General features: G+C 67.4%; 29 protein-coding genes and 1 other RNA gene. 9 read left to right on the forward strand and 21 right to left on the reverse strand.

Annotated features, from left to right (window positions below):
- Positions 1–184: 184 nt before the first annotated feature.
- From V0Z78_RS12670 to V0Z78_RS12695, 6 genes are all read right to left on the reverse strand, one after another.
- The gene (locus tag V0Z78_RS12670) at positions 185–1,003 is read right to left on the reverse strand and encodes a carbon-nitrogen family hydrolase (RefSeq protein ID WP_336344998.1); all 819 of its coding nucleotides are present in this window, start codon (positions 1,001–1,003) and stop codon (positions 185–187) included.
- A complete protein-coding gene (locus V0Z78_RS12675) occupies positions 1,000–1,428 on the reverse strand; it encodes a CoxG family protein (RefSeq protein ID WP_336344999.1) in 429 nt (142 codons plus the stop codon). The genes V0Z78_RS12670 and V0Z78_RS12675 overlap by 4 nt, the downstream gene beginning before the upstream one ends.
- Before the next feature lie 52 nt (positions 1,429–1,480).
- A complete protein-coding gene (locus tag V0Z78_RS12680; protein ID WP_336345000.1) occupies positions 1,481–1,705 on the reverse strand; it encodes a DUF7123 family protein in 225 nt (74 codons plus the stop codon).
- Between the two features lie 74 nt (positions 1,706–1,779).
- Positions 1,780–1,962, reverse strand: coding sequence for a DUF7525 family protein (locus V0Z78_RS12685; RefSeq protein ID WP_336345001.1), 183 nt, complete (start codon positions 1,960–1,962; stop codon positions 1,780–1,782).
- Between the two features lie 86 nt (positions 1,963–2,048).
- The gene (locus V0Z78_RS12690; RefSeq protein ID WP_336345002.1) at positions 2,049–3,080 is read right to left on the reverse strand and encodes a phosphate uptake regulator PhoU; all 1,032 of its coding nucleotides are present in this window, start codon (positions 3,078–3,080) and stop codon (positions 2,049–2,051) included.
- Between the two features lie 74 nt (positions 3,081–3,154).
- The gene (locus tag V0Z78_RS12695; RefSeq protein ID WP_336345003.1) at positions 3,155–4,273 is read right to left on the reverse strand and encodes an ATP-NAD kinase family protein; all 1,119 of its coding nucleotides are present in this window, start codon (positions 4,271–4,273) and stop codon (positions 3,155–3,157) included.
- A 161-nt stretch (positions 4,274–4,434) separates the two neighbouring features.
- On the opposite strand from V0Z78_RS12695, the gene V0Z78_RS12700 reads away from it, so the two are divergent.
- The gene (locus tag V0Z78_RS12700; protein ID WP_336345004.1) at positions 4,435–4,569 is read left to right on the forward strand and encodes a hypothetical protein; all 135 of its coding nucleotides are present in this window, start codon (positions 4,435–4,437) and stop codon (positions 4,567–4,569) included.
- Between the two features lie 148 nt (positions 4,570–4,717).
- Here the strand turns inward: V0Z78_RS12700 and V0Z78_RS12705 are convergent, their stop codons facing one another.
- The 5 genes from V0Z78_RS12705 to V0Z78_RS12725 form a co-directional block, all read right to left on the reverse strand.
- On the reverse strand, positions 4,718–5,404 hold the full coding sequence (locus tag V0Z78_RS12705; protein WP_336345005.1) for a competence/damage-inducible protein A: 687 nt from the start codon (positions 5,402–5,404) through the stop codon (positions 4,718–4,720).
- Between the two features lie 151 nt (positions 5,405–5,555).
- Positions 5,556–6,311, reverse strand: coding sequence for a DUF5803 family protein (locus V0Z78_RS12710; RefSeq protein WP_336345006.1), 756 nt, complete (start codon positions 6,309–6,311; stop codon positions 5,556–5,558).
- Entirely contained in the window at positions 6,308–7,042 is a 735-nt protein-coding gene (locus V0Z78_RS12715) for a DUF2110 family protein (RefSeq protein ID WP_336345007.1), read from the reverse strand. The genes V0Z78_RS12710 and V0Z78_RS12715 overlap by 4 nt, the downstream gene beginning before the upstream one ends.
- Positions 7,042–7,560: a transcription factor gene (locus tag V0Z78_RS12720; RefSeq protein ID WP_336345008.1), complete on the reverse strand. Its 519-nt coding sequence runs from the start codon at positions 7,558–7,560 to the stop codon at positions 7,042–7,044. Before V0Z78_RS12720 ends, V0Z78_RS12715 begins: the two co-directional genes overlap by 1 nt.
- A gap of 96 nt (positions 7,561–7,656) precedes the next feature.
- Positions 7,657–8,190 carry a tRNA (cytidine(56)-2'-O)-methyltransferase gene (locus tag V0Z78_RS12725; protein WP_336345009.1) on the reverse strand — a complete coding sequence of 178 codons (534 nt, stop codon included), beginning with the start codon at positions 8,188–8,190 and terminating at the stop codon, positions 7,657–7,659.
- Between the two features lie 101 nt (positions 8,191–8,291).
- Between V0Z78_RS12725 and V0Z78_RS12730 the strand changes: the two genes are divergently transcribed.
- The gene (locus V0Z78_RS12730; protein WP_336345010.1) at positions 8,292–8,516 is read left to right on the forward strand and encodes a hypothetical protein; all 225 of its coding nucleotides are present in this window, start codon (positions 8,292–8,294) and stop codon (positions 8,514–8,516) included.
- A 60-nt stretch (positions 8,517–8,576) separates the two neighbouring features.
- Here the strand turns inward: V0Z78_RS12730 and V0Z78_RS12735 are convergent, their stop codons facing one another.
- The 7 genes from V0Z78_RS12735 to acs (V0Z78_RS12765) all read right to left on the reverse strand — a co-directional run bounded on the left by V0Z78_RS12735 (position 8,577) and on the right by acs (V0Z78_RS12765) (position 17,440).
- Positions 8,577–8,801, reverse strand: a complete 225-nt coding sequence (locus V0Z78_RS12735) for a hypothetical protein (RefSeq protein ID WP_336345011.1) — start codon at positions 8,799–8,801, stop codon at positions 8,577–8,579.
- A 93-nt stretch (positions 8,802–8,894) separates the two neighbouring features.
- Positions 8,895–9,359: a universal stress protein gene (locus V0Z78_RS12740; RefSeq protein WP_336345012.1), complete on the reverse strand. Its 465-nt coding sequence runs from the start codon at positions 9,357–9,359 to the stop codon at positions 8,895–8,897.
- 3 nt (positions 9,360–9,362) lie between these two features.
- The gene (locus V0Z78_RS12745) at positions 9,363–11,087 is read right to left on the reverse strand and encodes a VC_2705 family sodium/solute symporter (protein ID WP_336345013.1); all 1,725 of its coding nucleotides are present in this window, start codon (positions 11,085–11,087) and stop codon (positions 9,363–9,365) included.
- Positions 11,084–11,473: a DUF4212 domain-containing protein gene (locus V0Z78_RS12750; protein WP_336345014.1), complete on the reverse strand. Its 390-nt coding sequence runs from the start codon at positions 11,471–11,473 to the stop codon at positions 11,084–11,086. The genes V0Z78_RS12745 and V0Z78_RS12750 overlap by 4 nt, the downstream gene beginning before the upstream one ends.
- 129 nt (positions 11,474–11,602) lie before the next feature.
- Entirely contained in the window at positions 11,603–13,588 is a 1,986-nt protein-coding gene (gene acs / locus V0Z78_RS12755) for an acetate--CoA ligase (RefSeq protein WP_336345015.1), read from the reverse strand.
- 127 nt (positions 13,589–13,715) lie between these two features.
- Positions 13,716–15,389 (reverse strand): bacterio-opsin activator domain-containing protein, encoded by a 1,674-nt coding sequence (locus tag V0Z78_RS12760; protein WP_336345016.1) that lies wholly within the window; start codon positions 15,387–15,389, stop codon positions 13,716–13,718.
- A 104-nt stretch (positions 15,390–15,493) separates the two neighbouring features.
- Positions 15,494–17,440: an acetate--CoA ligase gene (gene acs / locus V0Z78_RS12765; RefSeq protein ID WP_336345017.1), complete on the reverse strand. Its 1,947-nt coding sequence runs from the start codon at positions 17,438–17,440 to the stop codon at positions 15,494–15,496.
- Positions 17,441–17,601: 161 nt separating this feature from the next.
- Between acs (V0Z78_RS12765) and V0Z78_RS12770 the strand changes: the two genes are divergently transcribed.
- The 5 genes from V0Z78_RS12770 (at position 17,602) to V0Z78_RS12790 (ending at position 20,472) form a co-directional block, all read left to right on the forward strand.
- Complete coding sequence (locus V0Z78_RS12770; RefSeq protein ID WP_336345018.1) at positions 17,602–18,360, forward strand: DUF2797 domain-containing protein; 759 nt, start codon at positions 17,602–17,604, stop codon at positions 18,358–18,360.
- Between the two features lie 113 nt (positions 18,361–18,473).
- Positions 18,474–18,887 (forward strand): hypothetical protein, encoded by a 414-nt coding sequence (locus tag V0Z78_RS12775; RefSeq protein ID WP_336345019.1) that lies wholly within the window; start codon positions 18,474–18,476, stop codon positions 18,885–18,887.
- A 63-nt stretch (positions 18,888–18,950) separates the two neighbouring features.
- Positions 18,951–19,226, forward strand: a complete 276-nt coding sequence (locus V0Z78_RS12780) for a ribonuclease P protein component 4 (protein WP_336345020.1) — start codon at positions 18,951–18,953, stop codon at positions 19,224–19,226.
- 104 nt (positions 19,227–19,330) lie between these two features.
- Positions 19,331–19,576: a YhbY family RNA-binding protein gene (locus tag V0Z78_RS12785; protein WP_336345021.1), complete on the forward strand. Its 246-nt coding sequence runs from the start codon at positions 19,331–19,333 to the stop codon at positions 19,574–19,576.
- Positions 19,576–20,472, forward strand: a complete 897-nt coding sequence (locus V0Z78_RS12790; protein WP_336345022.1) for a mechanosensitive ion channel family protein — start codon at positions 19,576–19,578, stop codon at positions 20,470–20,472. Before V0Z78_RS12785 ends, V0Z78_RS12790 begins: the two co-directional genes overlap by 1 nt.
- A 9-nt stretch (positions 20,473–20,481) precedes the next feature.
- On the opposite strand, the gene V0Z78_RS12795 is transcribed toward V0Z78_RS12790, so the two are convergent.
- The 3 genes from V0Z78_RS12795 to V0Z78_RS12805 form a co-directional block, all read right to left on the reverse strand.
- On the reverse strand, positions 20,482–21,138 hold the full coding sequence (locus V0Z78_RS12795) for a DUF502 domain-containing protein (RefSeq protein WP_336345023.1): 657 nt from the start codon (positions 21,136–21,138) through the stop codon (positions 20,482–20,484).
- 72 nt (positions 21,139–21,210) lie between these two features.
- An RNA gene (ffs, locus tag V0Z78_RS12800) (signal recognition particle sRNA) lies at positions 21,211–21,523 on the reverse strand.
- A 49-nt stretch (positions 21,524–21,572) separates the two neighbouring features.
- Positions 21,573–21,992: a DUF7548 family protein gene (locus V0Z78_RS12805; RefSeq protein ID WP_336345024.1), complete on the reverse strand. Its 420-nt coding sequence runs from the start codon at positions 21,990–21,992 to the stop codon at positions 21,573–21,575.
- Positions 21,993–22,148: 156 nt separating this feature from the next.
- On the opposite strand from V0Z78_RS12805, the gene V0Z78_RS12810 reads away from it, so the two are divergent.
- Together V0Z78_RS12810 and V0Z78_RS12815 are read left to right on the forward strand one after the other, a co-directional pair.
- Complete coding sequence (locus V0Z78_RS12810; protein ID WP_336345025.1) at positions 22,149–22,565, forward strand: universal stress protein; 417 nt, start codon at positions 22,149–22,151, stop codon at positions 22,563–22,565.
- Positions 22,566–22,682: 117 nt separating this feature from the next.
- Complete coding sequence (locus V0Z78_RS12815) at positions 22,683–23,024, forward strand: DUF5798 family protein (protein ID WP_336345026.1); 342 nt, start codon at positions 22,683–22,685, stop codon at positions 23,022–23,024.
- Positions 23,025–23,050: the final 26 nt, after the last annotated feature.

Consider the following 23,050-nt stretch of genomic DNA (forward strand, 5'->3'; position numbering starts at 1 on the left):
GAGAGGACGTCGCGAAGCGAGCCGAGGCTCGGGAATGTACGGAAACGAGGTGGCGGGTGCGAGTGGCGTCTGCCCCCGGGCGGCCCAACGGGGGCGTGCCGACCGGATCTGTTGTTGCCGTCAAGCGAGAAAAGCGCTTTCGGGCAGTTCTTGGTTCGGGCGCGAGCCATATAAGCGTATCACATCAGCGTCGTCGATCGCGCAGGGCGGGGAACTCCTCGCGAACGCGCTCGACGCGACCGGGATCGAGCTCCGCGAACACCAGAGCGGGCTCGTCGCCGGTGCTCGCGAGCGTCGTCCCCCAGGGATCGAAGACGGTCGATCGACCCAGCAGCGTCGCATCGGAGAACTCGCCGCTGCCGTTGATCGTCGCGACGTACTGCTGGTTCTCGATCGCGCGAGCCCGCGAGAGCGTCGTCCAGTGCTCGACCCGCGGGTAGGGCCATGCGCTCGGCACGAGCACGAGGGTGACGCCTCGCTCGGCGAACTCCCGGTAGAGTTCGGGAAACCGCAGGTCGTAACACGTCGTCGTGGCGACGGTGAACCCCTCGAGTTCGGCGACCGCACCGTCGAGGTTCTCGCCGGGGACCAGCAGTTCCGCCTCCGCGGACTCGTAGCCGAAGAGGTGGTGCTTGCGATAGACCGCACGGCGCTCGCCCGAGCGATCGAACAGGACCGCGGTGTTCGCCAGCCCCTCGTCGGCGGGCGTCGGAAGGTCGGTCATCGTGGCCGTCTCCGCCAGGTCCTCGACGACGGTACCCGCCAGCACGTTGATTCCGCGGTCGGCGGCCGCGTCGGCGATCCGCGAGAGCGTCGGCCCCGAGAGCCCCTCGGCCGATTCGGCGTACCGATCGAACGCGAAATAGCCGACCGTGAAGACCTCCGGCAGCGCCACGAGGTCCGCGCCACGATCGGCGGCCTCGTCGATCGCCTCGAGCGCGCGCTCGAGGTTCCGCTCGGTCTCGCCGCCCTCGACGCCGAGTTGGGCCAGCGCGAGCCTCATTCGTCGAGGTGCTCCCTGAGCGCGCGTTCGAGGTTCTTCAGCTCGTCGTCCAGGTTCTTCTTGAAGAAGCGCTCGACGCCCGGCAGCTTACCGTCGACGACGAACTCGTTTACGAGCATACAGCCGTCTTCCGTCTCCTCGAGACTGTGCTCGCCGGTGACGCGCATCAGCTTCGAGCGACCGACGAACTTCACGAACCGGGGCGGATCGCGCTCGACGTCCTCGGTCTCGACGCGGGCGGTCTGTCTCACGACCGGTATCGGGAGGGCGACGTGCCACGTCGCCGATCGCCCCTCGGGATCGGTGACCTCGTAGTCCTCGACGACGCTTATCGCGCGTGCGCGCTGTTCCGGGTCCGAGATGAACGCCCAGACCTCCTCACACGGTGCCGGCAGTTCGAAACGTCGTTCTACCCGGACGGTCATGCTCGACGGTGGGGTGGCCAGTTCCTAAAAGACGCCGGAAGCGGAGCAGGAATCAGCTCAGCGTGACCTTCCAGGTCGTCGAGCGCGAGCGTCCCCACTTCTCGATCTCGACCTCGTCGGACTTCTCGTCGAGGTGGGGAAGCCGCGCGCCGACCTGTTTGGAGGAGAGGCCGAGCGCCGCGGCGATGTTCTTCGACCGGAAGTACTGCTCGCCGGCCGAGACGCTGTCGGAGAGATAATCGAGGATGCGACGGTCCTCGTCCGTGATGTCGCTCATCGGCATTCCTAGGGGTTTGGAGTTATTAACGATTTCCGCTCACAGGTAGGGTCCCGGCGTCGATACCGGCTCGCTCACAGGTAGAGGTGGATCGCGAGCACCGAGAGCATCCCCGCGACCATCGCGGCCGCGAACCCCCACGCACTCGCGAGCCCGCCGGGGAGGACGAGTGCGACTAGCGCTCCACCGACGGCGACGAGGCCGAAGAGCAGCCCGAGACCCATACCCCTGTCCGAGACCGCGGCCGTCCGTTCCATGTCCGTCCGTACTCCGAGGGGCGGTTAGTGTGTTGCGGTTGTCCGCCGAACGGTGCGACGGATCGCGGGCTCGTTGCGGGCCGAACTCAGCGAATGGAGACATGCTCTGACTCCTCGTTGAGCGCGAGGTTCGCGGCGATCTCCGCGTTTCGCATGGCGTACTGGGCGGTCTGCTGGAGGCTGACGAGCACCTCGCGGACCTGGAGCAGGTCCTCGTTCGACATCTCCGGGAGGTCGTCGAGGATCTCGCTCTCCCGGTCCGAGATCTCCTTGAACAGTTCGCGCACCTGAATGGTCCGGTCGTAGTCGCGCTCGACGGCGGCCTCGACCGCGAGCGCGGTGATCTCGTTGACGCGGTCGGTGAACTCCCGGATGCGCCGGACGGTCGCGCTGTCGACGTTGAGCGAGTGGTTCTCCGACTCGAGGACGATCTCCGCGATGTCCTCGGCGTTGTCCGCGGTGAGCTCGAGGTTCTTCGCGATCGATCGATAGCCGATCAGCGCGAAACCGTCGTCGAGGCCCACCGCCCGCGCGAGCGTGGGGTTCTGGTAGGCGGTGAAGATCAGGCGCAACAGGAGCACGAAGATCTTGTTGGCCTGGCGTTCGCGGTTCAGCGCTCGCTGTGCGAGGTCGGGATTGCCCATCGCGAGCGCCTTGACCGCCTCGCCGCGCATCGTGCTGCCGGTGTTCTCGAGGCGGATGAGTAGGTTGTCTAGCGTGAAGTCCTCCGGATCGACCGAACAGCGGATCGCGATGCTCTCGGGCGTCTCCTCGATGACGCCCAGCCCCATCAGCTGCGTCTCCGCGCGGTAGACCGCGTTGATGTGGTCCGAGGAGAGCGCGCCCTCCTCCTGGTTCACGTGGATGATCCGCCGGCCCAGCACGTACTGTGCGACGATCGCCCGCTCGACGGCGGTGGCGTCTAGCTCGTCGGCGTGGATGATCGCCTCGCTCTCCTCGCGGTCGGCCGACTCGGGCATCACGGTCAGCGCGCCCTTGCTTCCCCGGCGAAGCGTCACCTCGTCGCCCTTCTCGACGCCGTGTTCCTTCGCCCACTCGGCCGGCAGCGTCATCGCCAGCGTCGACGGCCCCAGCCGCTGGACCTTTCTCGTATCCATGTGGCGGGGTATGCCCCGGGTGATATTAATATTCGCCACTTCCACATTATATGTCTCATTATCGTTGGCGCGGATCAGACCACCTGCATCATCCGGCGCTCGACCCGACCGACCCGCACTCGGGTCCAGCCTCGAAGCTCCTCGTCGAGGTCGGGATCGCCGGTGTCGACCCGGAGGACGCCGATCGTGTCGAGCTTCGAGCGCGAGGCGACGATCTCCACCTCACACCGGCGGATCACGTCCGGCGAGAGCTGCTGGTTGCCCCGCCCGAAGACGAACCCCTGCCCGCCGATCGGCGAGACGACGATCACGTTCCGATCGCCGAGCGCCTCAAGGATCTCACGTTCGCCCCCGTCGCGGACCAGCAGTTCGCCACGCTCGGCCTCCCGACCTGCTCGGGAATCCGCCGCTTCGGATTCGGGAACGGCCCGCCACACGTCGACGCCGAGCGGCGAACCCGAGACGCCAAGCGCCTCCTCGATCGCGCCGACGGTGCTGCCCGGCGCGAGGACGTACGTCGTTCCGGGCTCGACCTCCTCGGCGAACGCCGCCGCGAGTCCCTCGACCGAGCCGCCGCCGAGCTGTTTCGACGACTGGAGCGCCTCGGCGACCGGCACGTCGACGACCGCCCGGAGCGTGGTGTGGACCTCGCCCTCGCGGTAGGCGTCCTCGTCGATGTCGCTGACCTCGCGGGGCTCGGTCGTCTCGAAGGAAGCGGCGATCCGACCCGCGTCGGCGGGCGTGACGCCGAAGACCGAAGAGTAGACCTTCACGCCCGCAGGCACCCCGAGCATCGGCGTCCCCCCGTCGCGCTCGTCGATCGTCTCCGCGACGTCGGTCGCGGTACCGTCGCCGCCGACGAACAGCACGAGCTCCACCCCTCGTTCGAGGAACTCCCGGGCTGCCGCGCGGGTGTCGGCCGCGCTCGTCTCCTCGCCGCTGGGTTCGTAGACGACCTCCGGCGAGAAGCCCGCCGCGCGGGCCTCGCTCGCGCCCATCGGGTCGGCGCAAGCGAGCAGCTCGACGTCGGTCGTACGCTCGCGGAGCGCCGAGAGCGCCTCGGTCGCCCGTTCGGGCGCGCGCGGCTCGGCTCCCCGCTCGCGGGCCTCCTCGACCTTCCCGTCGGTTCCCTTCAGGCCGACCCGACCCCCCATTCCCGCGATCGGATTGCAGACGAAGCCGATGCGTCGCATGGTCGTATCTCCGGCCGTAGCTACGTGAAGATTCCCGATCGAAATACCACCACGCTGATTGCGTGCCGATCGAGGGAGGCCCCATGGGGAGCGACGAGCCCTCGAGACGGCCGCGGAACGAGTCGTGAACACTTATGAAACAGCGCCACACAGCCACGGACATGAACCCGCTCGCGTTCGCGTTCGCGCTCCCGTTGAGCCAGTACGGCACCTATCCGATCGGCGTCCTCGGCACGATCACGCTCGTCGCGAGCATCGCCATCACGCTCGCCTGGCTCTTCCACCTCTACCGATAGGACGGCGGATACAGACGCCTCCGGGATCGTCCACCCGAGTCCCGGCATCTGGTCGACGCCGATGTCGAGGTCGCGATGAACGATCCTCGCTCGTCTGCGGCGTCCATCCCGAACCGTTTCTATGCGAAGCGAGCGTCCGCTCCGGCGGTCACTCGGTCGGCACCCGTTCTCGAAGCCAGTCCGCGGCCGCCTCCACCTCCGACTCGTCCGTTCCCGTGAGCTTGAGCCGGACGTCGTCGCCGGGGTAGCTACCCACCGTCACCGAGAAGTGCTCCTGGACCTCGACGAGGTGTGAGACGAGCGCGCTCTCCGGCTCGGGGGTGTGGAGGGTGCGGACGTGGCGAGGCTCGCCCTCGAACTCCTCGGCGACGGACTCGAACATCGCCCTCATCTCGGCGGGGACGCCGGGCAGGACGTAGATCCCCTCGATCACGGCGCCGGGGGCGACCCCTACCTCGTTGTGGAGCGGGCGCGCGCCCCGCGGGAGGTCAGCGGTGCCCGTCGCCAGGTCGTCGTGCTCGTAGCCGCCCTCCTCGAGGAGCCACTCGAGCGCCTCGGGGTGGGTCTCGACCTCGCGTCCGACCGCCGCGGCGACCCCCTCCATCGTCAGGTCGTCATGCGTCGGCCCGAGGCCGCCGGTGACGATGACGGCGTCGTACGCCGCGCGGTACTCGTTGACGACGCGGGCGATGTCGGCCACCCGGTCGGGAACGACGGTGACGCGCTCGACGCTCACGCCGCGCTCCGAGAGCCGTTCGCCGAGCCACGCGGCGTTGGTGTTCGTGGTATCGCCCGCCAGGATCTCGTCGCCGACGGTGACGACCGCGACGTGCATACCGGCGGTTCGAACGCGCGGCGTAAATACTCGCCGTCGGAGCGGAGCTCCGACGAGGAGCGCGAACCATCCTCGGACCGCGAGACGGTCCGATGTGGATCGCGCTCGCCTCGCTCGCGCTCGCCATGGGTTCGCTTACCGCCGTCGGCCGTCAGCGCATGCCGGGCGGGGGACCGTCGCGGTCGTCCTCGACGTCGACGTCGAGTCCCATCTCCTCGCGTCGGCGTTTGAGCTCCTGGATCTGCCGGTAGACGTAGCCGAGTCCGATGATCGCGCCGATCGAGGCCACCACCACAAGCCCGCCGAAGAGGTAGACGTCGCGCCCGAGGTAGTACCGGACGGTGATCGAGTCGGCGTCCATCTCGTCCCAGCGGATGTGGACCCGATCGGTCTCCTCGTTGAGCGTCGTCTCGTGGCCGCCGGGACGGATCGTCGCGAGCACGAAGTTGTCGACGCGATAGCCCGGCGGAAGGATCACCTCGTAGGAGCCATCGACGAACGTGTCGGTCTGGAAGTTACGCGAGCGTGAATCCGAGGTGAACGCGAGCTGTCCCTCCTCCGCGGGCAGGCGGACGTACACCTCAGAGCGGGTCTCCTCGACCTCGATCTCCTCCATACCGACGACGGTGCCGTCGGGATAGCGGAACTGTACCGCCCGAACGTCGATCGGCCGGTCGTTGCCGTAACGCGTCGACTCGTAGAGTCGCACCGTCGAGCGACCCTCGATCGTGTAGACCGCTTGGTACTCGTCGTCCCCGACGTCGATGGTCGCGTCGGCGTCGGTGTCCCAGTCGTACTCCGCGTCCTCCTCGAGGCCCTCGTCGTCGGTCACGGAGCCGAACCCCGCACAGCCCGCGAGGGCGACGAGGACCAACAGCGAGAAGGCGGCGAGCAGGCGGCGGTTCATTGGGGAATGACACAGCGCAGCTCCGAGGAGAGGTGCGGACCGATCGCCGCGAGCAGTCCCGGCGGGTCCGTCCCCTCGCGACAGACGACGCTCTGCTCGAGCAGACCGAGCCGCTCGACCGTGACGATGTCCTTCGCGTGGCCCGCGCGGTTGACGGTCGCGCGAACCTGTCCACGGGTGGCGCTGTTGACGTTGACACGTCCGGGTCCGCGCGTCCACTCGAAGAGCCGGTCGCGTTCCGCGTCCGAGAGCCGCGGGGGCTCCTCGTCGTCGCCGTCGGATCCGGAACCCGACGAGGATCGCGAACCGTCACCGTGGGTTCGCTCACCGCCGTAGACGAACTCCATCGGCAGGTGCTGGACCAGCCCGAACCGCTCGACCAGCTGGGCGGGCCGGCCCTGTCCGAGGCCGAGTTCGCTCGTCGGTACGCGGATCGGACGGCCAGCGTCGAGGACGAACCCCTCGTCGTCCCACGATTCGAGGGTGCCGACGTAGGTCTCGCCGGGCTCGAACTCCTCGGTGATCTCGCCGAACTCCTCGCGGAGGGCGTTCCGTGCGGCGACCGCGTCCTCGCCCTCGATGGTTACGGTCGGGAAGTCGTCGTGACGGACGCCGATCTCGTAGTCGGCCTCGAGGTCGCCGATCGCGTTCTCGACGAGCGAGCGGAGGCCGTCGAGGGCGCGTTCGCGCGCGCCGGCGTGAACCGTCAGCTTGGTTGCAAGGACGACCATTACGCCTCGACGTTGAGCTCCGATTGGAGCTCCGCGATCCGACGTTCCATCGCATCGACGAGCATGTCGTTGTCCATCGATTCCAGCGGCGATCCGCACTCGGGACACTCGAAGCCGAAGTCCATCGCCTCGCCGAACTCGAAACGGATCGAGCAGATCTCACAGAGGTAGAACTCGTGGTTCCGCTCGTACTCCTCGCGCTCCTCGAGCGCGTCGAGCAGCCGCTCCATCTCCTCGGCGAGGTTCTCGGGAATCGTCTCGTACTCGAACGTCCAGAGATAGGTCAGCCAGCCCGAGTCCTCGTCACGCAGCCGACGGTAGGAGGCGAGGTCGTTCTCGTACAGGATGAACAGCGCTCGGCGGACGTCGTTGAGCTCCAAGTCGAGCTCCTCGGCCAGCTCCTCGTCGGTGACCTCGCCGTCCGGCGGGGCGGCCGCGACCGGCATCCCCTTCGGACCCACGAGCTCGTGGAGGTACTTCTGGATGACGGGGTCCTCGAGTAGATCCTCAAAAGCCATTGCAAGCCCGTTTGCCCGTCCAGCGGTTAAGTCTTTTGAGCGCGCCCGCGGAGCGCCTCGGCGCCATCGAAACGCGATCCGATCCCCGAACGCGGCCTACCCCTCCTCGACGCGCTTGCCGGTCTCGCGCGGAATCACGCGGCGCTCGGCGTCGACCCAGTCGCGATCCAGTTCGCGTCCCTCGAACAGCCGGTCGAGGAACACCGCGAGTCCCGCCACCTCGGAGTGGGGCTGGTTGGTGACGCCGACGTTCCAGTCGGCGCGTTCGTAGAGCTCGAAGGGGACCTTCTCGCCGCCGACGACGACCAGCAGTGAGCCCTCGCGGTGGCGTTCGCGGATCTCGCCTTCGACGTCCTGGATCCGCTCGCCGTACATCGTCAGGTGGACGACGCTTCCCTCCCAGTCGCGGACAAACGCCTTCTGCGAGCCCGATAGCTCGACGTCGAAGGGACCGCCGAAGCGAGTAGTGATGTCCTCGACGGTCTCGCACGACTGGGTGGCGTTGTCGGGGAACACCACGCGGTCGGCACCGAGCGCCCGTGCCGTGAGCCCGACGTGGGTGGTCATCCGGTCGTCCCGGCCGGGGCGGTGACCGAACCGGAGGACGCAGACCTCGGGTGTGTCCTGCATGTCTCCGCTCGGATCGGCATCGGGTAGGCGGTTTCGGTTCCCGCTCCGTCCCGGAGATGACGATGCGAGGTCTTTAATCGGGAGCCGTCCGAACCGCGGGCATGGCAAGTAGGCCGAACCGGGACGACGGCGCCTTCTCCGACGGGTTCGCCATCCCGATAACCGGACTCCTGGCGTTCGTGTTCGCGCTGATGGCCGGGATGACCGTTCTCCCGGCCCTGTCGGGGTCACTTGGAGACCTGGCGCTCCCGGTCATCTTCGGCGCCGCGAGCGTCCTGTGTTTCCGCCTGAGACAGCAGTATCTCGCCGCGAGAGACGGCGAGTGAGACGCCAAACCCGGCGCCCGGAATCCGTGATGCAATCGAGCCGCGACGATCGTCCGAGAGCTACGACTCCTGCTCCCGAGCCAGATTCAGCGAGATGAAGAACCCGAAGTACGCCGGGATCCCCGCGAGCATGAACATGTAGAACGCCCAGGTGGGTGCGCTAGTGAAGACGGACTCGAACAGGAACGACACTGCGCTGACCCAGACGATGGCGAACACCAGGTCGTAGACCATTCCGGTCCTGTTCTCGCTGACGTGCTTCTGGATGCGATCTGTGATTCTCATGGGAGTGTCCTCGAAGAAACGTCCGGTGGTGGGACGTTCCGGAACCGACGACGGAAAGCGTTCACCTCACGCCTCCGAGAGGGGAGGCGTCATCTACTCGTCATCCTTCACGTAATCGACCACGAGCACGGGCACGCGGGTGGACCGAAGCGTTCGTTCGGTGACGCTCCCGAGCAGCACCCGGCGAACCCCCGAGCGGCCGTGGCTCCCCATTACCACGAGGTCGACGTCGTTCTCCTTGGCGTAGTCGGCGATCATGTCGTGTGGTTGACCGCCCGCATGGCGTTCGACCACGGAGAGTCCGACCGCCTCGGCCTGCTCTTTCACGTATCCGGTGGCGGCCTCGGCGTCCTCGCGGAGTTCGGTCATCCCCTGGAAGTTGCCCTGGCGAATGCGATCGACCTGCTCGGTACCGAGGCCGTAGGCGATGGCGTCCGTGTCCGCGATGAACAGCGCGTGAACCTCCGCGCCGTACTTCTCGGCGATGTCGACCGCGTGGTCGACCGCCGCTTCCGCGACCCTGCTTCCGTCCGTCGGAACGAGTATGCGTTCGTACATGATCTAGTCGTCCGCGGGCGTTTCGCGGTTGCCGCTGTTCTTCTCGGCGACGACGTCCGCCGCGGTCATGTCCTTCGGCATCGGGTCGGGACTGTGACACTGACGGACCATCATCTTGGTTCGCTCCGGCGGCTCGTCCGTGACCAGCGAGACGACGATCATGATGACGACCACGATCGGCATGGCGATCAGGGCGGAGCCGATGGCCGGCATCCAGGTCGCGAGGAACTCGATTCCCAACCCCTCACCGCCGTTGACCATCCCGAAGTTGCCCTCGTTGAGCATCGGGATGAACCAGAGGATCAGCCCCGACACCATGCCGGCGAGCGCACCCTGGCGGTTCGAGTTCTCCCACCAGAGTCCGAGGAAGAACATCGGGAACAGCACGATGGCCGCCAGCGAGAACGCGAACCCGACCAGTGCCGCGATCGGCTGCTGGGGGTCCATCGCGAAGATGATGGTGAGCAGACCGATCATGATGATGCTCAGCCGACCGACGAGCACCTGCTGGCGCTGGGTCGCGTCCTCGTTGATGATGTTCGCGTAGATGTCGTGGGAGATCGCCGAGGAGGCGGCGATGAACAGGCCGGCGACCGTCGCGACCGCCGCTGCGATCCCGCCCGCCGCGACGAAGCCGACGAACCACGTCGGCAGTCCCGCGAGCTGCGACGCCAGGACGACGATCACGTCGGCCGCGGCGCCTGACATGCCGTTCTCACCGTACACCGCGCCGACCTCGCTCCCGTACAGCGCGGTCCCGAACGCCGCGAACGCGGGAGCGCTCCAGTACAGCAGACAGATGAAGAACAGACCCCAGGTACAGGACCAACGGGCCACGCGCTCGTTCTCGACCGTGTAGAACCTGACGAGCACGTGTGGGAGCCCGCACGTCCCGAAGATCAGACTGAAGCAGGTAGCAATCCAGAGGTAGTAACTGCCGCCCGCGAACGGATCGGAGAACTCGGAGTCAAGCTCGCTGATGAGCTGGCCGTACTCGATCTGGGGCAGTATCGTCGAGAAACCGCCCGCCCAGCCCGTGGCCAGCAGGCCGATCAGGAACGCGGCGATGAGGATCACGTACTGGACCGCCTGGTTCTTCGTCGCGCCCAGCATCCCCGACAGCGTGAGGTAGCCGACCGTGATGATCATGAACAGGATCATCATGGCCTGGTACGCGCTCAGCCCCGGAATCGGAACCACGTTGTTGATGTCGCCGAGGACGTACATGCCGACCAGCCCCATTCCGCGGGCCTGGCCGATGGCGTAGACGAACCCGATGAGGAACGTCGTGATCGCCGCGAGCGCACGCGCGGCGTCGGAGTTGAAGCGGTCCCCGACGAAGTCCGGCGCGGTGTACTTCCCGAACCGGCGCATCTGCGCGGCCAGGAAGATGAGCAGGATGAAATAGCCCGTCGTCCAGCCGACGACGAACGCGAGACCGTAGACGCCCGAGAGGGCGATCAACGCGGCCATCCCGAGGTAGGACGCGGCCGACATCCAGTTGGCGCCGATCGCCATCCCGTTCTCGAGGTTCCCGATCGACCGGCCGGCGACCCACATGTCGTCGGTGTCGGCGACCTTGAACATGAACCCGATCGCGAGGAACAGCCCCATCATCCCGAGCACCATGATCGCCGGGATGAGCTTGAAGCCGATGTCCAGTCCCTCCGGGAGCAACGCGGCGTCCCCCTGCAGGAGGATCCTCGTTGACGTCAGCGCTGACGTCATTCCTCGACACCCCCATCGGTGGCCGCGGCATCCTCAGCGACCGTCTCCGTCGGTTCGGGCTCGGCAACGTGCTGTTCGATGCCGTACTTCTCGTCGATCTGATCGCGCTTGCGGGCGTACCAGACCGCGAGCAACAGCGCGGCGGTCGGGCCGCCGATCGCGATCGAGAAGTAGTGGATCGGGAAACCGAGTACCGGCATCTGATTCGTCATCAGATCGGGTGCGATCCGGGTCAGCGTGATCGGCCCGAACGTGGTGAAGACCCAGATGGCGAACCCCGTCCAGATGACCCGAAGGTGGTCGCGCATGAACGGCGTCGCGGGACTCAACAGGTTGATCTCCACGTCCAGGTAGTCGATCTGCCGTTCTCTCTCCACGTCGGACATACCACCGTCCGTCTCGATCGGTGGTTGGTCCGATTCGTCGTGCTTGTCTCTATTTGACATGATTATCCGGTATGTTTATTTCCCGCACGGCCGCGTTGGATATAATGCTCATCGAAAAATCACTCCGGCTTAGTCGCCCTGCACTTTCTGCTGGATATCGGAGACGACCTCGGGGTTGCGAAGCGTCGAGGTGTCGCCGAGCTCCTCCTCGTTCGCGATGTCCTCGAGCAGCCGCCGCATGATCTTCCCCGACCGCGTCTTCGGCAGTTCGTCGGTGAAGACCACCTGTTCGGGTCGGGCGATCGGTCCGATGGCGTCCTCGACGCCCGCGACGATCTGCTCGCGAAGCTCCTCGTCGCCCTCGTAGCCGTCCTCGGTGATGACGTAGGCGTAGACCGCCTCGCCCTTCATCTCGTGGTCGCCGCCGACGACGGCGGCCTCGGCGACGCCCTCGACGCCGACGATCGCCGACTCGATCTCCATGGTGCCCAGACGGTGTCCGGAGACGTTCAGCACGTCGTCGACCCGGCCCAACACCGTGATGTAGCCGTCCTCGTCGATCTTCGCGCCGTCCTCGGGGAAGTAGACCCATTCGTCACTGTCCGGATCCGAGTACTCCTTCCAGTACTCGTCGAGGAACCGCTCATCGTTCTGATAGAGCGTTCGGAGCATCCCCGGCCACGGCTTATCGACCGTGAGGTAGCCGGCTCGACCCGCCTCGACCTCGTTGCCGTCGGTGTCGACGATGTTGGCGCTGATGCCCGGGAGCGGTGGGCCCGCAGTGCCGGGCTTCATGGTTCCGACCCCCGGGAGAGTGGTCACCATCATCCCGCCGGTCTCGGTCTGCCACCACGTGTCGACGATCGGGCAGTCCTCCCCGCCGATGTGCTTGTAGTACCACTTCCAGGCGCGGGGGTTGATCGGCTCGCCGACGGTCCCGAGCAGACGCAGGCTGGAGAGGTCGTGCTGATCGGGGTACTGCTGACCCCACTTCATGAACGCCCGGATCGCCGTCGGCGCCGTGTAGAGCTGGTTGACCTCGTAGTCCGCGACGATTTCCCACATCCGGTCCTTCTCGGGATAGTCGGGAGTACCCTCGTACATCACGCTCGTCGTCCCGAGCGCGAGCGGACCGTAGACGATGTAGGAGTGACCGGTGATCCAGCCGATGTCCGCCGAACACCAGTAGGTGTCCTCCGGCTTGACGTCCAGCACGGTCTGGGTCGTCCACGCCGAGTACGCCAGGTAGCCGCCGGTGGTGTGTTTGACGCCCTTGGGCTCGCCGGTGGTGCCCGAGGTGTACATGATGAACAGCATGTCCTCGGCATCCCGGGTCACCGGCTCGACCTCCGCGCCCTCCTGTTCGGCGACCAGTTCCTCGTAGTCGTGCTGGTCCTCGCTCAGGTCGTGACCGAAGCCCTCGTCGCCGAGACGGTCGACGACGACCGTCGTGGTGTCGTGATCGACGCTTTCGAGCCCCTCGTTCGCCTTCTCGAGGTGGTCGAGGGGATCGCCGCGACGGTAGTAGCCGTCGCAGGTGATCAGGTACTCCGAGTCGGCGCTCTTCATGCGGGTCGCGAGAGCGTCGGCGGAGAAGCCCGCGAACACCACCGAGTGGGGCGCGCCGATGCGCGCACACGCCAGCATCGCGATCGGCAGCTCCGGGATCATCGGCAGGTACATGGTGACGACGTCGTCCTCCTCGACGCCCATCTCGCGGAAGGTGGCCGCGAGCTCGTTCACCTCCGTCTGGAGCTCCTCGTAGGTGTAGGTGCGCGTCTGGTCGGTGGGCTCGCCGACCCATTCGAGGGCGATCTCGTCGCCACGACCCTCCTCGACGTGGCGGTCGACGCAGTTGTAGGAGGCGTTGAGCTTCCCGTCCTGGAACCACTCGTAGAAGGGGGCGTCGCTCTCGTCGAGGACGGTGTCGTACTCCTCCTGCCACTCGAGCAGGTCGGCCGCCCGCTCCCAGCACTCGGGCCAGTTCTGCTCGAACTCCTCGTAGATCGACTCGTCCGATACGTTCGCCTGTTCCGTGAACGCCGAGGGCGGATCGAAGCTGTCCTGCTCTTCGAGCCGCGCCTCGAGCTGCACGTCCTCGTTGTCTCCTGCCATGGTACGACAGGTCAATACAGAACAGTCATAGTAAACGTTGGGATCTAGGTGTGCAAAACCGACCGTCATCGCCAGGTTCTCTCCGTTCTGAGGAGCGCAGAACGGAACGCCGTCCGATCGCGGACGATCAGTCGTCGAACAGCGCCTGGAGGAGTTCGCGTTCCCCCTTCCGGAGGTGGTTGTGGAACGTCGGCGACGAGACGCCCATGGCGTCGGCGACCTCCTCGGCGGTGCTGCCGCGGGGCCAGTCGAAGTAGCCACCGAAGTACGCCGCCCGCAACGCCGCTCGCTGGCGGTCGGTCAGGCGGTCCTTCACGCTCTCCCGGAACCCGTGGACGGTCCCGGCCGATCGATCGGTCGCCTGCTTGCCGACGAGTTCGGTGGCCGGGAAGGCACTCGTCACGCCGTTCACGAGGGCTCTGAGGTCGGCGTCGTACGCACAGTCCGCGACGAGGCGCGCGTTTCCCCGATCGAACGTCGCCTCCGTGATCGACGCCCCCGAGTCGGTCAACACGAGCATCGGCGAGGCGCCGGTGACGACGAACTCCACGAGCGCCCCGCCGTCGCGTTGCTCGACGAGTCGCCACTCCTCGACGCCGGAGAATTCCTCGGTGAGCTCGAAGACGTCCGCCGCCTCGCCGTCGATCAGCGTCAGGTAGAACAGCAGCGCGGAGTCGGAGACGGAGACGATCGACTCGAGATCGAGCCGGCACTCACAGCGGTCCGACGCGGCGACGAAGAAGGCGTTCGGATCGGTGCTGTGGAACTCGAGTTCGAGAACTGCGTCCGCGAGCAGGAGCTTTCGACGACGGATCGCGGTGATCGCGTGACCGACGCGTCTCCCGAGCAGGAGCAGCCGCTCGCGCTCCTCGGCGTCGACGTCGCCGTGCGAACGCGCGAGCGCCAGCGTGCCGTAGCGGGTCTCGCCGTAGGAAACCGGCACCGCCACGACCGCCGACGTCTCCTCGATCGAACGGGCGTCGATCGAGACGCAGTCCTCGAGCGCACCGGGGAGCCGCGATCGAAGCGGAGCCAGCTCCTCGGCGTCGATCCCGGCTACGGCGCGCGGCGATGCCGACCGATCGCCGAGCGCGGTACCCTCGATCCACGCGAACGCGTACGCGCCGCCGCTCGCGAGGGACTCACAGACGCCCCGTTCGAGGTCAGATCGCGTCGAGGCGTCGATCAGGACCGCATCGAGCGAGGCGAACGGCGAGGAGCCCGAGGCATCGAACGCCTCGACGACCTCAGCGTCCGTCGGCGGGTCGAGATACGACTCCAGAGCATCGAAGCTCCGCCAGCCGCCGACCGCCCGCACGATCCGGGGGTCGACGTCCCGCTCCTCGAGCAGCGTCCTCGCGAAGTAGCGCCGGAGATCGTGGGCCGACACCTTCCGGAAGTCCTCGACGCCGGTCCGTTCCGCGGCCTCGCTCGCGACCTCGCTGATCAGCATCTGGACGCGCCGCGGCGAGACGTCGACGATCGGCGTCCCAGCGGCCACGCCGTTGCTGTTGACGTACCGCTCGAACTCACGGTCGACGCCCGGCGGGAGGTACGCCTCCCGACCGTCGGACGCCTCGTCCGGGACGGCGAGAAACGCACCCGAGGACTCCCCGGGCGCCGGACGACGGTCGTTCGGGCGCACGCGCGTCATCTCGGCGGCCCGGAGGCCGCTCTCGCCGCCGAGTCGGACGAGGAGGCGTTTGCGGTGGGTCGTGGCGGCGCCACACAGCTCGCCGTACTCCTCCGGAGCCAGCCGAACGGCGTGGGTGCGTCCGTCCTCGGCGGGGCGTACGTGCATGTTTCGTAGTATCGTAAAAGTGCGAAGGTAAAGCTATCGTCGCCGTCGTCCGATCGGTCGAAACGCAGGTGCTATGTCATTTCGTCGTCTCGTGAAAGCCCGAATCAGTCCTCGCGGCCCGCCGCCTCGATCTCGCCGACGACCTCGGGGTTGCGAAGCGTCGAGGTGTCGCCGAGCTCCTCCTCGTTCGCGATGTCCTCGAGCAGCCGCCGCATGATCTTCCCCGACCGCGTCTTCGGCAGCTCCGGGGTGAAGATCACCCGATCGGGTCGGGCGAACGGTCCGATGGCGTCCTCGACGCCCGCGACGATCTGCTCGCGAAGCTCCCCGTCGCCCTCGTAGCCGTGCTCGGTGCTGGCGTAGGCGTGGACCGTCCCCCCATGGCCGCCCTGCCGACCGACCACGACGGCGGCCTCGGCGACGCCCTCGACGTCCACGACCGCCGACTCGATCTCCATGGTACCCAGACGGTGTCCGGAGACGTTCAGCACGTCGTCGACCCGGCCCAACACCGTGACGTAACCGTCCTCGTCGATCCTCGCGCCGTCGCCGGAGAAGTAGACCCACTCGTCGTTGTCGGGATCCGAGAACCGGCTCCAGTACTCCTCGAAGAACTGGTCGTCATCCGAGAGGCTTCGGAGCATCCCGGGCCACGGCCTGTCGACCGTGAGGTAGCCGGACTCGCCGGTCGGGACCGGCTCTCCCTCCTCGTCGACGACCTCGATGCTGATCCCCGGAAGCGGCGGGCCGGCCGAGCCGGGTTTCATGGTTCCAACCCCCGGGAGGGTAGTGACCATCATCCCGCCGGTCTCGGTCTGCCACCACGTGTCGACGATCGGGCACTCTCCGTTGCCGACGTGCTCGTAGTACCACTGCCAGGCACGAGGATTGATCGGTTCGCCGACGGTTCCCAACAATCGGAGCGAGGAGAGGTCGTGGCGATCGGGGTACTGCTGGCCCCACTTCATGAACGCTCGGATCGCCGTCGGCGCCGTGTAGAAGACGTCGACGGCGTTGCGTTCGATGATCTCCCAGAGCCGCGATCGGTCGGGGTAGTCGGGGGACCCCTCGTACATCACGCTCGTCGTCCCGAGCGCGAGCGGACCGTAAACGCCGTAGGAGTGGCCGGTGATCCAGCCGATGTCCGCCGAACACCAGTAGGTGTCCTCCGGCTTGACGTCCAGCACGGTCTGGGTCGTCCACGCCGAGTACGCCAGGTAGCCGCCGGTCGAGTGGACGACGCCCTTGGGATCGCCGGTGGTGCCGGAGGTGTACATGACGAACAACACGTCACCCGCGTCCCGAACCACCGGTTCGACGGTCACGCCGGCCCGTGATCGGATCAGTTCCCGGTAGTCGTGCTGGCGATCGGCGAGGACGTGACCGACGCTCTCGTCCAGCCGGTCGACGACGACGGTGGTCGCGCTCGCGTCGAGATCGAGCAGGGCGTTGTCGGCCTTACTCTTCTGGTCGAACGCGTTACCACGGCGGTAGTAGCCGTCGCAGGTGATCAGGTGCTCCGAGTCGGCGCTCTTCATGCGGGTCGCGAGAGCGTCCGCCGAGAAGCCCGCGAACACGACCGAGTGGGGCGCGCCGATGCGCGCACACGCCAGCATCGCGATCGGCAGCTCCGGGATCATCGGGAGGTAGATCGTCACCACGTCGTCCTCCTCGACCCCGAGTCCCCGGAGGGCGGCGGCGAACTCGTTCACCTCCCTGTAGAGGTCCTGGTAGGTGTAGGTGCGCCGGTCGCCGAGCTTTCCCTCCCACCGGATCGCCGCGTGGTTCTTCCGGCCCTCCTCGACGTGGCGGTCGACGCAGTTGTAGGAGGCGTTGAGTTCGCCATCGGGAAACCACTCGTAGAAGGGGGCGTCGCTCTCGTCGAGGACGGTGTCGTACTCCTCCTGCCACTCGAGCAGGTCGGCCGCCCGCTCCCAGCACTCGGGCCAGTTCTGCTCGAACTCCTCGTAGATCGACCCGTCCGATACGTTCGCCCGCTCCGTGAACGCCGGCGACGGGTCGAAACGACGGCCGTCGGAGGGCGGTGTCATCGTATGACACGACGACGGCCGATCGGAAGATAAGCCTTCGCCCGCGGTCGCTTCGGGTCCGGAGGGCTCTCGAAGCGGCGCCACCGCGCGCCGTCGGAGGTCGTCGACTCGACTCCGTAGCGAGCGCTATCCCTTTCTACCGTCGGCCGCTACCGGAGAGCGTGCAGGTCGTAGGCTACGACGTGGGGACCGGCGAGAGCGAGCCCGCGCTGGTGCTCGCGGCCGACGGCGAGCCGGTGCGCGAGCCGCTTCCGGTCGGGCGGGAACTCGCCTACGCGCTCGGCGAGCGCCGGTGTGCGGGCACGATCGTCGACGGCGAGCACCACGGATGCGCGAACGCGCGCGCACCCTACTGCGAGGAACACTCCCGGACCTGGGTCTGTGCGCGGTGTACCGGCGTCTGTCTCAAGGACGAGATGGACTGCTTCGAGGAGCACGCGGTGTACCTCGCGGCGTTCACGCCGGCCACCTTCAAGGTGGGTGTGACCCGCGCCTGGCGGCTCGACACCCGCCTTCGCGAGCAGGGTGCCGATCGGGCGGCCCACCTCCACACCGTCTCGAACGGACGGATCGCCCGCGAGATCGAGAGCGAGATCGCTCGCGAGGTCGGCGACAGCGTGCGCGTCCCGACGAAGGTCCGCGGGCTGGCCGAGCCGGTCGACGCCGCGGCGTGGGCGGCGCTGCTCGAGGAGTACGACCCCATCGAGACGGTCGCCCTCGAGTACGGCCTCGAGCTCGACGAGCGACCGGTGGGAGAGACGATCGCGAGCGGGGTCGTGCGGGGGACGAAGGGCCGGGTGCTCGTGCTCGAACGCGGCGGGACGACGTACGCCGTCGATATGCGCGACCTCGTGGGATACGAGGTGAGCGAGGGGCCGGTCGAGCGCTCGCTGCAGTCGAGCCTGGGCGCGTTCGGGTAGTGGGCGCCACGGTGTCGATCCCGGCGTCATGGAACGCCGGCCGTCGGGACCACTGCCGGCGGCTTGCGAGGGACAACCCAACGCTTTTCGGTTCGGCCGGAGAACGCGGGAGTATGGCAAACGAGAACGACGAGAACGCCGAACCGGGCGAGGGCGGCGAGGAGGAGAAATCGTTCCGAGAGCGCGTCGAGGAGATCCGCGAGCAGCGCGCCGAGGAGGGCGAGGGCGGCGAAGGCGAGGGGTCGCGCGAGGAGCGCCTCGAAGAGATGATGGGCGGTGGCGGTGGCCCCGGCGGCATGGGCGGCAACCCGTTCGCGCAGATGATGGGCGGCATGATGGGTGGCGGCGGCGGTCCCGGCGGCATGGGCGGCGGCCCCGGCGCGGGCGGTCCCGGTGCCGGCCCCGGCGGTCCGGGCGGCGCCGAGGGCGGCAACGAGGAGCTCACGCGCGAGGTCCGACAGCTCCGCGACGAGGTCCGCGACGTCAATCGCCACCTCGAGCGCATCGCCGACGCGCTCGAGGACTGAGCCGGCACGGTCGAGCGCCGACCGCACGAGCCATATACCTTCTTGCGAAACCGTCGAGGAGCGATGTCCATCGCCCGCGAACGCATCGACCGGCTGCAGACGCTCGCCGCGTCAGCCGCGGCCGACGGCGACGACGACCTGGCGCGCGAGTACGTCTCGCTCGCGCGGCGGATCGCCGAGCGGAACCGGCTGCGCTTTCCCCGTGAGTTCGAACGCTCGACCTGTGATCGGTGCGACCGGTACCACCGGCCGGGCCGAAACGCCCGGGTTCGCCTGCGCGACGGCCACGTGGTCGTCACGTGTGACTGCGGCACCCAGCACCGCTACCCCTACGACTGAGTGAGACGACCGAGTGGCTCACACCTCGGCCGCCGGCCGGTAGGGCGTGGCGAAGTCGAACGTTCAAAGTGTGGAGCCCCTGTATGTCGGACGTGAGACCAGCCATGGACAGACAGGAGCTGCGGAAGAACGCACACGACGTCGACGTGACCGTCTGGGTCGGGAAGAGCGGGATCGGCGCCGTCACGGACGAGCTGAGCGACCAGCTCGACGACCGCGAGCTGGTGAAGGTGAAGTTCCACCGGGCGGCCCGCGGCGGGACGACGGTCGAGGAGCTCGCCGAGGAGCTCGCGGACCGAGTCGACGCGACGCTGATCGAGACGCGTGGGAACACGGCGGTGTATCACTGATGGTCCTGGAGGGGGCCCTCGTAGACGTCGGGCTTCGCCCGGGACCCGCCGCGGCGATCGACGGTGCGATCCGCTTTCTCGTCGCGTTCGTCGCCCTGGTGTTCCTCGGCCGTGTGGTGGTCCTCCCCCTGCTCGATCGAGCCTTCGAGACCCGGGATCTCGAACCACACGCCCGCCGTCCACTGAAGAAGCTCGTCTGGTTCGGGGTGTTGTTCGGGGCGATCGCGGCCGCGTTCGGCTTCGGAGGATACGGGAACTTCCTCACGTCGCTCGCGACGATCGCCGCCGCCGCGGCGCTCGCGATCGGTATCGCGATGCAGTCGGTCATCTCGAACTTCGTCGCCGGCGTGTTCATCTTCACCGAGAAACCCTTCCGGATCGGCGACTGGATCGAGTGGCAGGAGGGCGAGTACTCCGGCGTCGTCGAGGACATCAGCCTGCGCGTGACGCGGGTGCGCACCTTCGACAACGAACTCGTCACCGTCCCGAACTCCGAGCTCACCGACAACGCGGTGAAGAACCCCGTCGCCAAGGACAAGCTCCGCCGGAAGTTCGTCTTCGGTATCGGCTACGACGACGACATCCAGAAGGCGACCGACATCATCATCGAGGAGGCACGCGCGCACGACGAGATCCTCGACGACCCCGAGCCGTCGGTTCGGCTGACCGAGCTCAACGATTCGGACGTCGGACTGCAGTCGCGCTTCTGGATCGCCGACCCTTCGCGGGCGGACTTCATGAAGGTCCAGGGGGAGTACGTCACCGCCGTCAAGGAGCGTTTCGACGCCGAGGGGATCGACATCCCCTACCCCTATCGGGTCCTCGAGGGCGGTCTCTCGGTCGGCAGCGCCGATACGATCGGCGCGCAGGCGAGCGCGAACGAGCCCGCCGAGTGATCGATTCGCTCAGTCCGTCCGCCCGGCGGCCGACTCGTTGTGGGCGACGCCGCTGGTGATGATCGCCTGGACGCTCTCCTCGACGGTCATCTCGAGGTCGTACACCTGTGACTCGGGGACGTAGACCAGAAAGCCGCCCATCACTGGGTTGGGCGCGAGCGGTACGAACAGCGTGAGCATCTCCTCGTAGCCCGCGGCCGCGACCACCTCCGCGGGCGGACGGCCGGTGAGATAGCCGAGCGCGAACGTCCCCTCCCGTGGGAACTCGACGAGCACCACCTCCTGAAAGCTCTCGACGTCGCTCTCGAGGAGAACGTCGCTCATCCGTCGGAAGCTGTTGTAGATCGAACTCACGCCGGGGATCGACTCCATTGCGGCGTGGAAACCGCCGACAACCCGATCGCCGTCGGTGTGTTCGGCGACGACGCCGACGACCATCACGAGCGCGACCAGGGTGAGGATCGTCGTCGCCTGGACGATCGGGTCGGCGACCTCGACCTCGGAGTAGTCGGCGAGCCAGACGACGGGGTTCAACGTCTGGGCGACGAAGTTGAGGACGAATCCGAGGACGATCAGCGTGAGGACGAACGGGATCGTGATCGCGGTGCCGGTGATCAGCGACTGGCGGAGCCGTCGACGAAACGACGGCTCGTGCGAGTCGAGCATGTAGCGGGACGGAGCAGGCCGGTGATAGCCCTTCCGGCCGCTCGGCTGCTCGATGAAGGGATTCGATATGAATGGTGGACGCCCGGGGTTGCCCGGCGTTCCGGCGCGGGGAATCCCGGTTGCCTTCTCCACCCCGCGATCCGTCGAGCGACAGGTGTCCGGTGGCCCGCTGCTCACTTCCGTGCCTGACGGATTTCCACCGACCAACCGCAGCGGCACGTCCCTGCGGACGCTCGCCGCGGACCGCTGTCCCCGACGGACGAGGCTTCTCAGTTGGCTCCCGGGGCCCGCGCCGGTCGGTCCGGACGCACCCGGGGTTCGGTCCCCGCTGAAGACCGTAGTGCGGGTTGCGAGCAGGGCCTAACTGCCCGACCTGAGTCCATCTAATCGTAGGGGAACGGTCCTTAAGAGGCTGTCGGACGGAGCCGGCGGGCTCAGAGCACGTCGAGCGCCCTGGCGTACAGCCCGGCGGTGACGGCGACCAGAACGGAGCAGGCCAGGACCGCCCAGCGGTGGTAGACGAGCCAGTCCTGGGTCGTGATGCCCGTCACGCGTTCGGGCGACAGCGAGACGATCCACTCGAGCGACATCAGCGTCATGAACAGCCCGATCACCAGCGCGGCACCGGCGATCGTGACCGGATCCGAGCGCTCGCGAACGGCGGCGCCGAGGACGACGACGTTGACGGCGGCGAACACCGCGACGATCGTGGGGCCGAACGCGCCGGCGCCGTAGTAGCGGGCGATCCCCGTGCTCGCATCCGCCGGGAGCAGAACGTACGGGGCGACCGCGACGGCGATGGCGGCGAGACAGGCGACGATCCCCAGTTGGGGGGCACGACGCGTGAGGTCCATGCCCGGGGAGAGGAAACGCCCGTACATTAACGCCCGGCTCTCGGAACGGACGGATCGACCCACCTCGGGGAGACGACCGCAGTTCTCGTCCGGCCGAAGGCGAGCGGCGCGAGCGCAGGCGCGGGCTATTGGCCGTGGGCGGTGATACGCCTTCGCATGAGCCAGCGCGTTCTCGTTCCGTTCGACGAGTCCGACCCAGCCTCGGAGGCGTTCGAGGAGGCCCTGCGGGAGTATCCGGACGACGAAATCGTCCTACTCCACGCGATCGATCCCGGCAGCTCCGGCCACGGCCTCGAGGGAGCCGCGGCCGGCGATCCGTCCGGACGGCGCCGTGAGGAGATGGAAGAGCTGTTGGCCGACGCGGAGCGGCGGGCGGAGCAAGACGGAGCCGAGATCACGACGGTCATCGAACGGGGTCCGCCCGGAAGCACGATCGTTGAGTACGCACGAGAGAACGACGTCGACCGCATCGTCATGGGGAGTCACGACCGCTCGAGGATCTCGAAGATCCTGTTGGGGAGCGTTCGAAGATCCGTCGGATCTTCGAGCCAATCAGAACGCTATGCGTTCTGATAACGTCGCCGAGGACGTCGTGAAGGGGTCGCCGGTGAGGTGACGGTCGTTCGATAGCGGGGGAGACGTTCGAACGCGAGCGCAACACCCATTACTCGCGGGACGAACGGACGAGTCATGGGACTGGGCAGTACGACGAAGAAGATCCAGATCATCGCCGACAAGGCCGAACAGGTGTACGCACAGGTCGACGAGCTCCGCGAACAGCTCGCGGAGCTCCGGGTGAAGGTCGACACCACCCACGATACCGTTACTGAACTGAAGGTCAAACACGAGCAGAACCGTGCGCTGCTCGAGGCGCTCGCCGAGGAGCAAGGCATCGACGTCGAGGAGGTGCTCACCGATGCCTCGATCGACGACGTCGACGCGAGCACACGGACCGGGGCGGCCGCCGACGCCGACCCGTCCGAGACCCCGAAAGCGACCGAGGACGCGGGCACGGGAAGCGAGACCAGTTAAGTAGCTCCGAGGGCATCGGGGGGACG

The sequence above is a fragment of the Halalkalicoccus sp. CG83 genome (assembly GCF_037081715.1).
Lineage (GTDB): Archaea > Halobacteriota > Halobacteria > Halobacteriales > Halalkalicoccaceae > Halalkalicoccus > Halalkalicoccus ordinarius.

Excerpts from the sequence above, each read along its gene's own strand:
- V0Z78_RS12670 (WP_336344998.1), bottom strand. The coding sequence starts at position 1,003 with ATGAGGCTCGCGCTGGCCCAACTCGGCGTCGAGGGCGGCGAGACCGAG.
- V0Z78_RS12675 (WP_336344999.1), bottom strand. The coding sequence starts at position 1,428 with ATGACCGTCCGGGTAGAACGACGTTTCGAACTGCCGGCACCGTGTGAG.
- V0Z78_RS12680 (WP_336345000.1), bottom strand. The coding sequence starts at position 1,705 with ATGAGCGACATCACGGACGAGGACCGTCGCATCCTCGATTATCTCTCC.
- V0Z78_RS12685 (WP_336345001.1), bottom strand. The coding sequence starts at position 1,962 with ATGGAACGGACGGCCGCGGTCTCGGACAGGGGTATGGGTCTCGGGCTG.
- V0Z78_RS12690 (WP_336345002.1), bottom strand. The coding sequence starts at position 3,080 with ATGGATACGAGAAAGGTCCAGCGGCTGGGGCCGTCGACGCTGGCGATG.
- V0Z78_RS12695 (WP_336345003.1), bottom strand. The coding sequence starts at position 4,273 with ATGCGACGCATCGGCTTCGTCTGCAATCCGATCGCGGGAATGGGGGGT.
- V0Z78_RS12700 (WP_336345004.1), top strand. The coding sequence starts at position 4,435 with ATGAACCCGCTCGCGTTCGCGTTCGCGCTCCCGTTGAGCCAGTACGGC.
- V0Z78_RS12705 (WP_336345005.1), bottom strand. The coding sequence starts at position 5,404 with ATGCACGTCGCGGTCGTCACCGTCGGCGACGAGATCCTGGCGGGCGAT.
- V0Z78_RS12710 (WP_336345006.1), bottom strand. The coding sequence starts at position 6,311 with ATGAACCGCCGCCTGCTCGCCGCCTTCTCGCTGTTGGTCCTCGTCGCC.
- V0Z78_RS12715 (WP_336345007.1), bottom strand. The coding sequence starts at position 7,042 with ATGGTCGTCCTTGCAACCAAGCTGACGGTTCACGCCGGCGCGCGCGAA.
- V0Z78_RS12720 (WP_336345008.1), bottom strand. The coding sequence starts at position 7,560 with ATGGCTTTTGAGGATCTACTCGAGGACCCCGTCATCCAGAAGTACCTC.
- V0Z78_RS12725 (WP_336345009.1), bottom strand. The coding sequence starts at position 8,190 with ATGCAGGACACACCCGAGGTCTGCGTCCTCCGGTTCGGTCACCGCCCC.
- V0Z78_RS12730 (WP_336345010.1), top strand. The coding sequence starts at position 8,292 with ATGGCAAGTAGGCCGAACCGGGACGACGGCGCCTTCTCCGACGGGTTC.
- V0Z78_RS12735 (WP_336345011.1), bottom strand. The coding sequence starts at position 8,801 with ATGAGAATCACAGATCGCATCCAGAAGCACGTCAGCGAGAACAGGACC.
- V0Z78_RS12740 (WP_336345012.1), bottom strand. The coding sequence starts at position 9,359 with ATGTACGAACGCATACTCGTTCCGACGGACGGAAGCAGGGTCGCGGAA.
- V0Z78_RS12745 (WP_336345013.1), bottom strand. The coding sequence starts at position 11,087 with ATGACGTCAGCGCTGACGTCAACGAGGATCCTCCTGCAGGGGGACGCC.
- V0Z78_RS12750 (WP_336345014.1), bottom strand. The coding sequence starts at position 11,473 with ATGTCCGACGTGGAGAGAGAACGGCAGATCGACTACCTGGACGTGGAG.
- acs (WP_336345015.1), bottom strand. The coding sequence starts at position 13,588 with ATGGCAGGAGACAACGAGGACGTGCAGCTCGAGGCGCGGCTCGAAGAG.
- V0Z78_RS12760 (WP_336345016.1), bottom strand. The coding sequence starts at position 15,389 with ATGCACGTACGCCCCGCCGAGGACGGACGCACCCACGCCGTTCGGCTG.
- acs (WP_336345017.1), bottom strand. The coding sequence starts at position 17,440 with ATGACACCGCCCTCCGACGGCCGTCGTTTCGACCCGTCGCCGGCGTTC.
- V0Z78_RS12775 (WP_336345019.1), top strand. The coding sequence starts at position 18,474 with ATGGCAAACGAGAACGACGAGAACGCCGAACCGGGCGAGGGCGGCGAG.
- V0Z78_RS12780 (WP_336345020.1), top strand. The coding sequence starts at position 18,951 with ATGTCCATCGCCCGCGAACGCATCGACCGGCTGCAGACGCTCGCCGCG.
- V0Z78_RS12785 (WP_336345021.1), top strand. The coding sequence starts at position 19,331 with ATGGACAGACAGGAGCTGCGGAAGAACGCACACGACGTCGACGTGACC.
- V0Z78_RS12790 (WP_336345022.1), top strand. The coding sequence starts at position 19,576 with ATGGTCCTGGAGGGGGCCCTCGTAGACGTCGGGCTTCGCCCGGGACCC.
- V0Z78_RS12795 (WP_336345023.1), bottom strand. The coding sequence starts at position 21,138 with ATGCTCGACTCGCACGAGCCGTCGTTTCGTCGACGGCTCCGCCAGTCG.
- V0Z78_RS12805 (WP_336345024.1), bottom strand. The coding sequence starts at position 21,992 with ATGGACCTCACGCGTCGTGCCCCCCAACTGGGGATCGTCGCCTGTCTC.
- V0Z78_RS12810 (WP_336345025.1), top strand. The coding sequence starts at position 22,149 with ATGAGCCAGCGCGTTCTCGTTCCGTTCGACGAGTCCGACCCAGCCTCG.
- V0Z78_RS12815 (WP_336345026.1), top strand. The coding sequence starts at position 22,683 with ATGGGACTGGGCAGTACGACGAAGAAGATCCAGATCATCGCCGACAAG.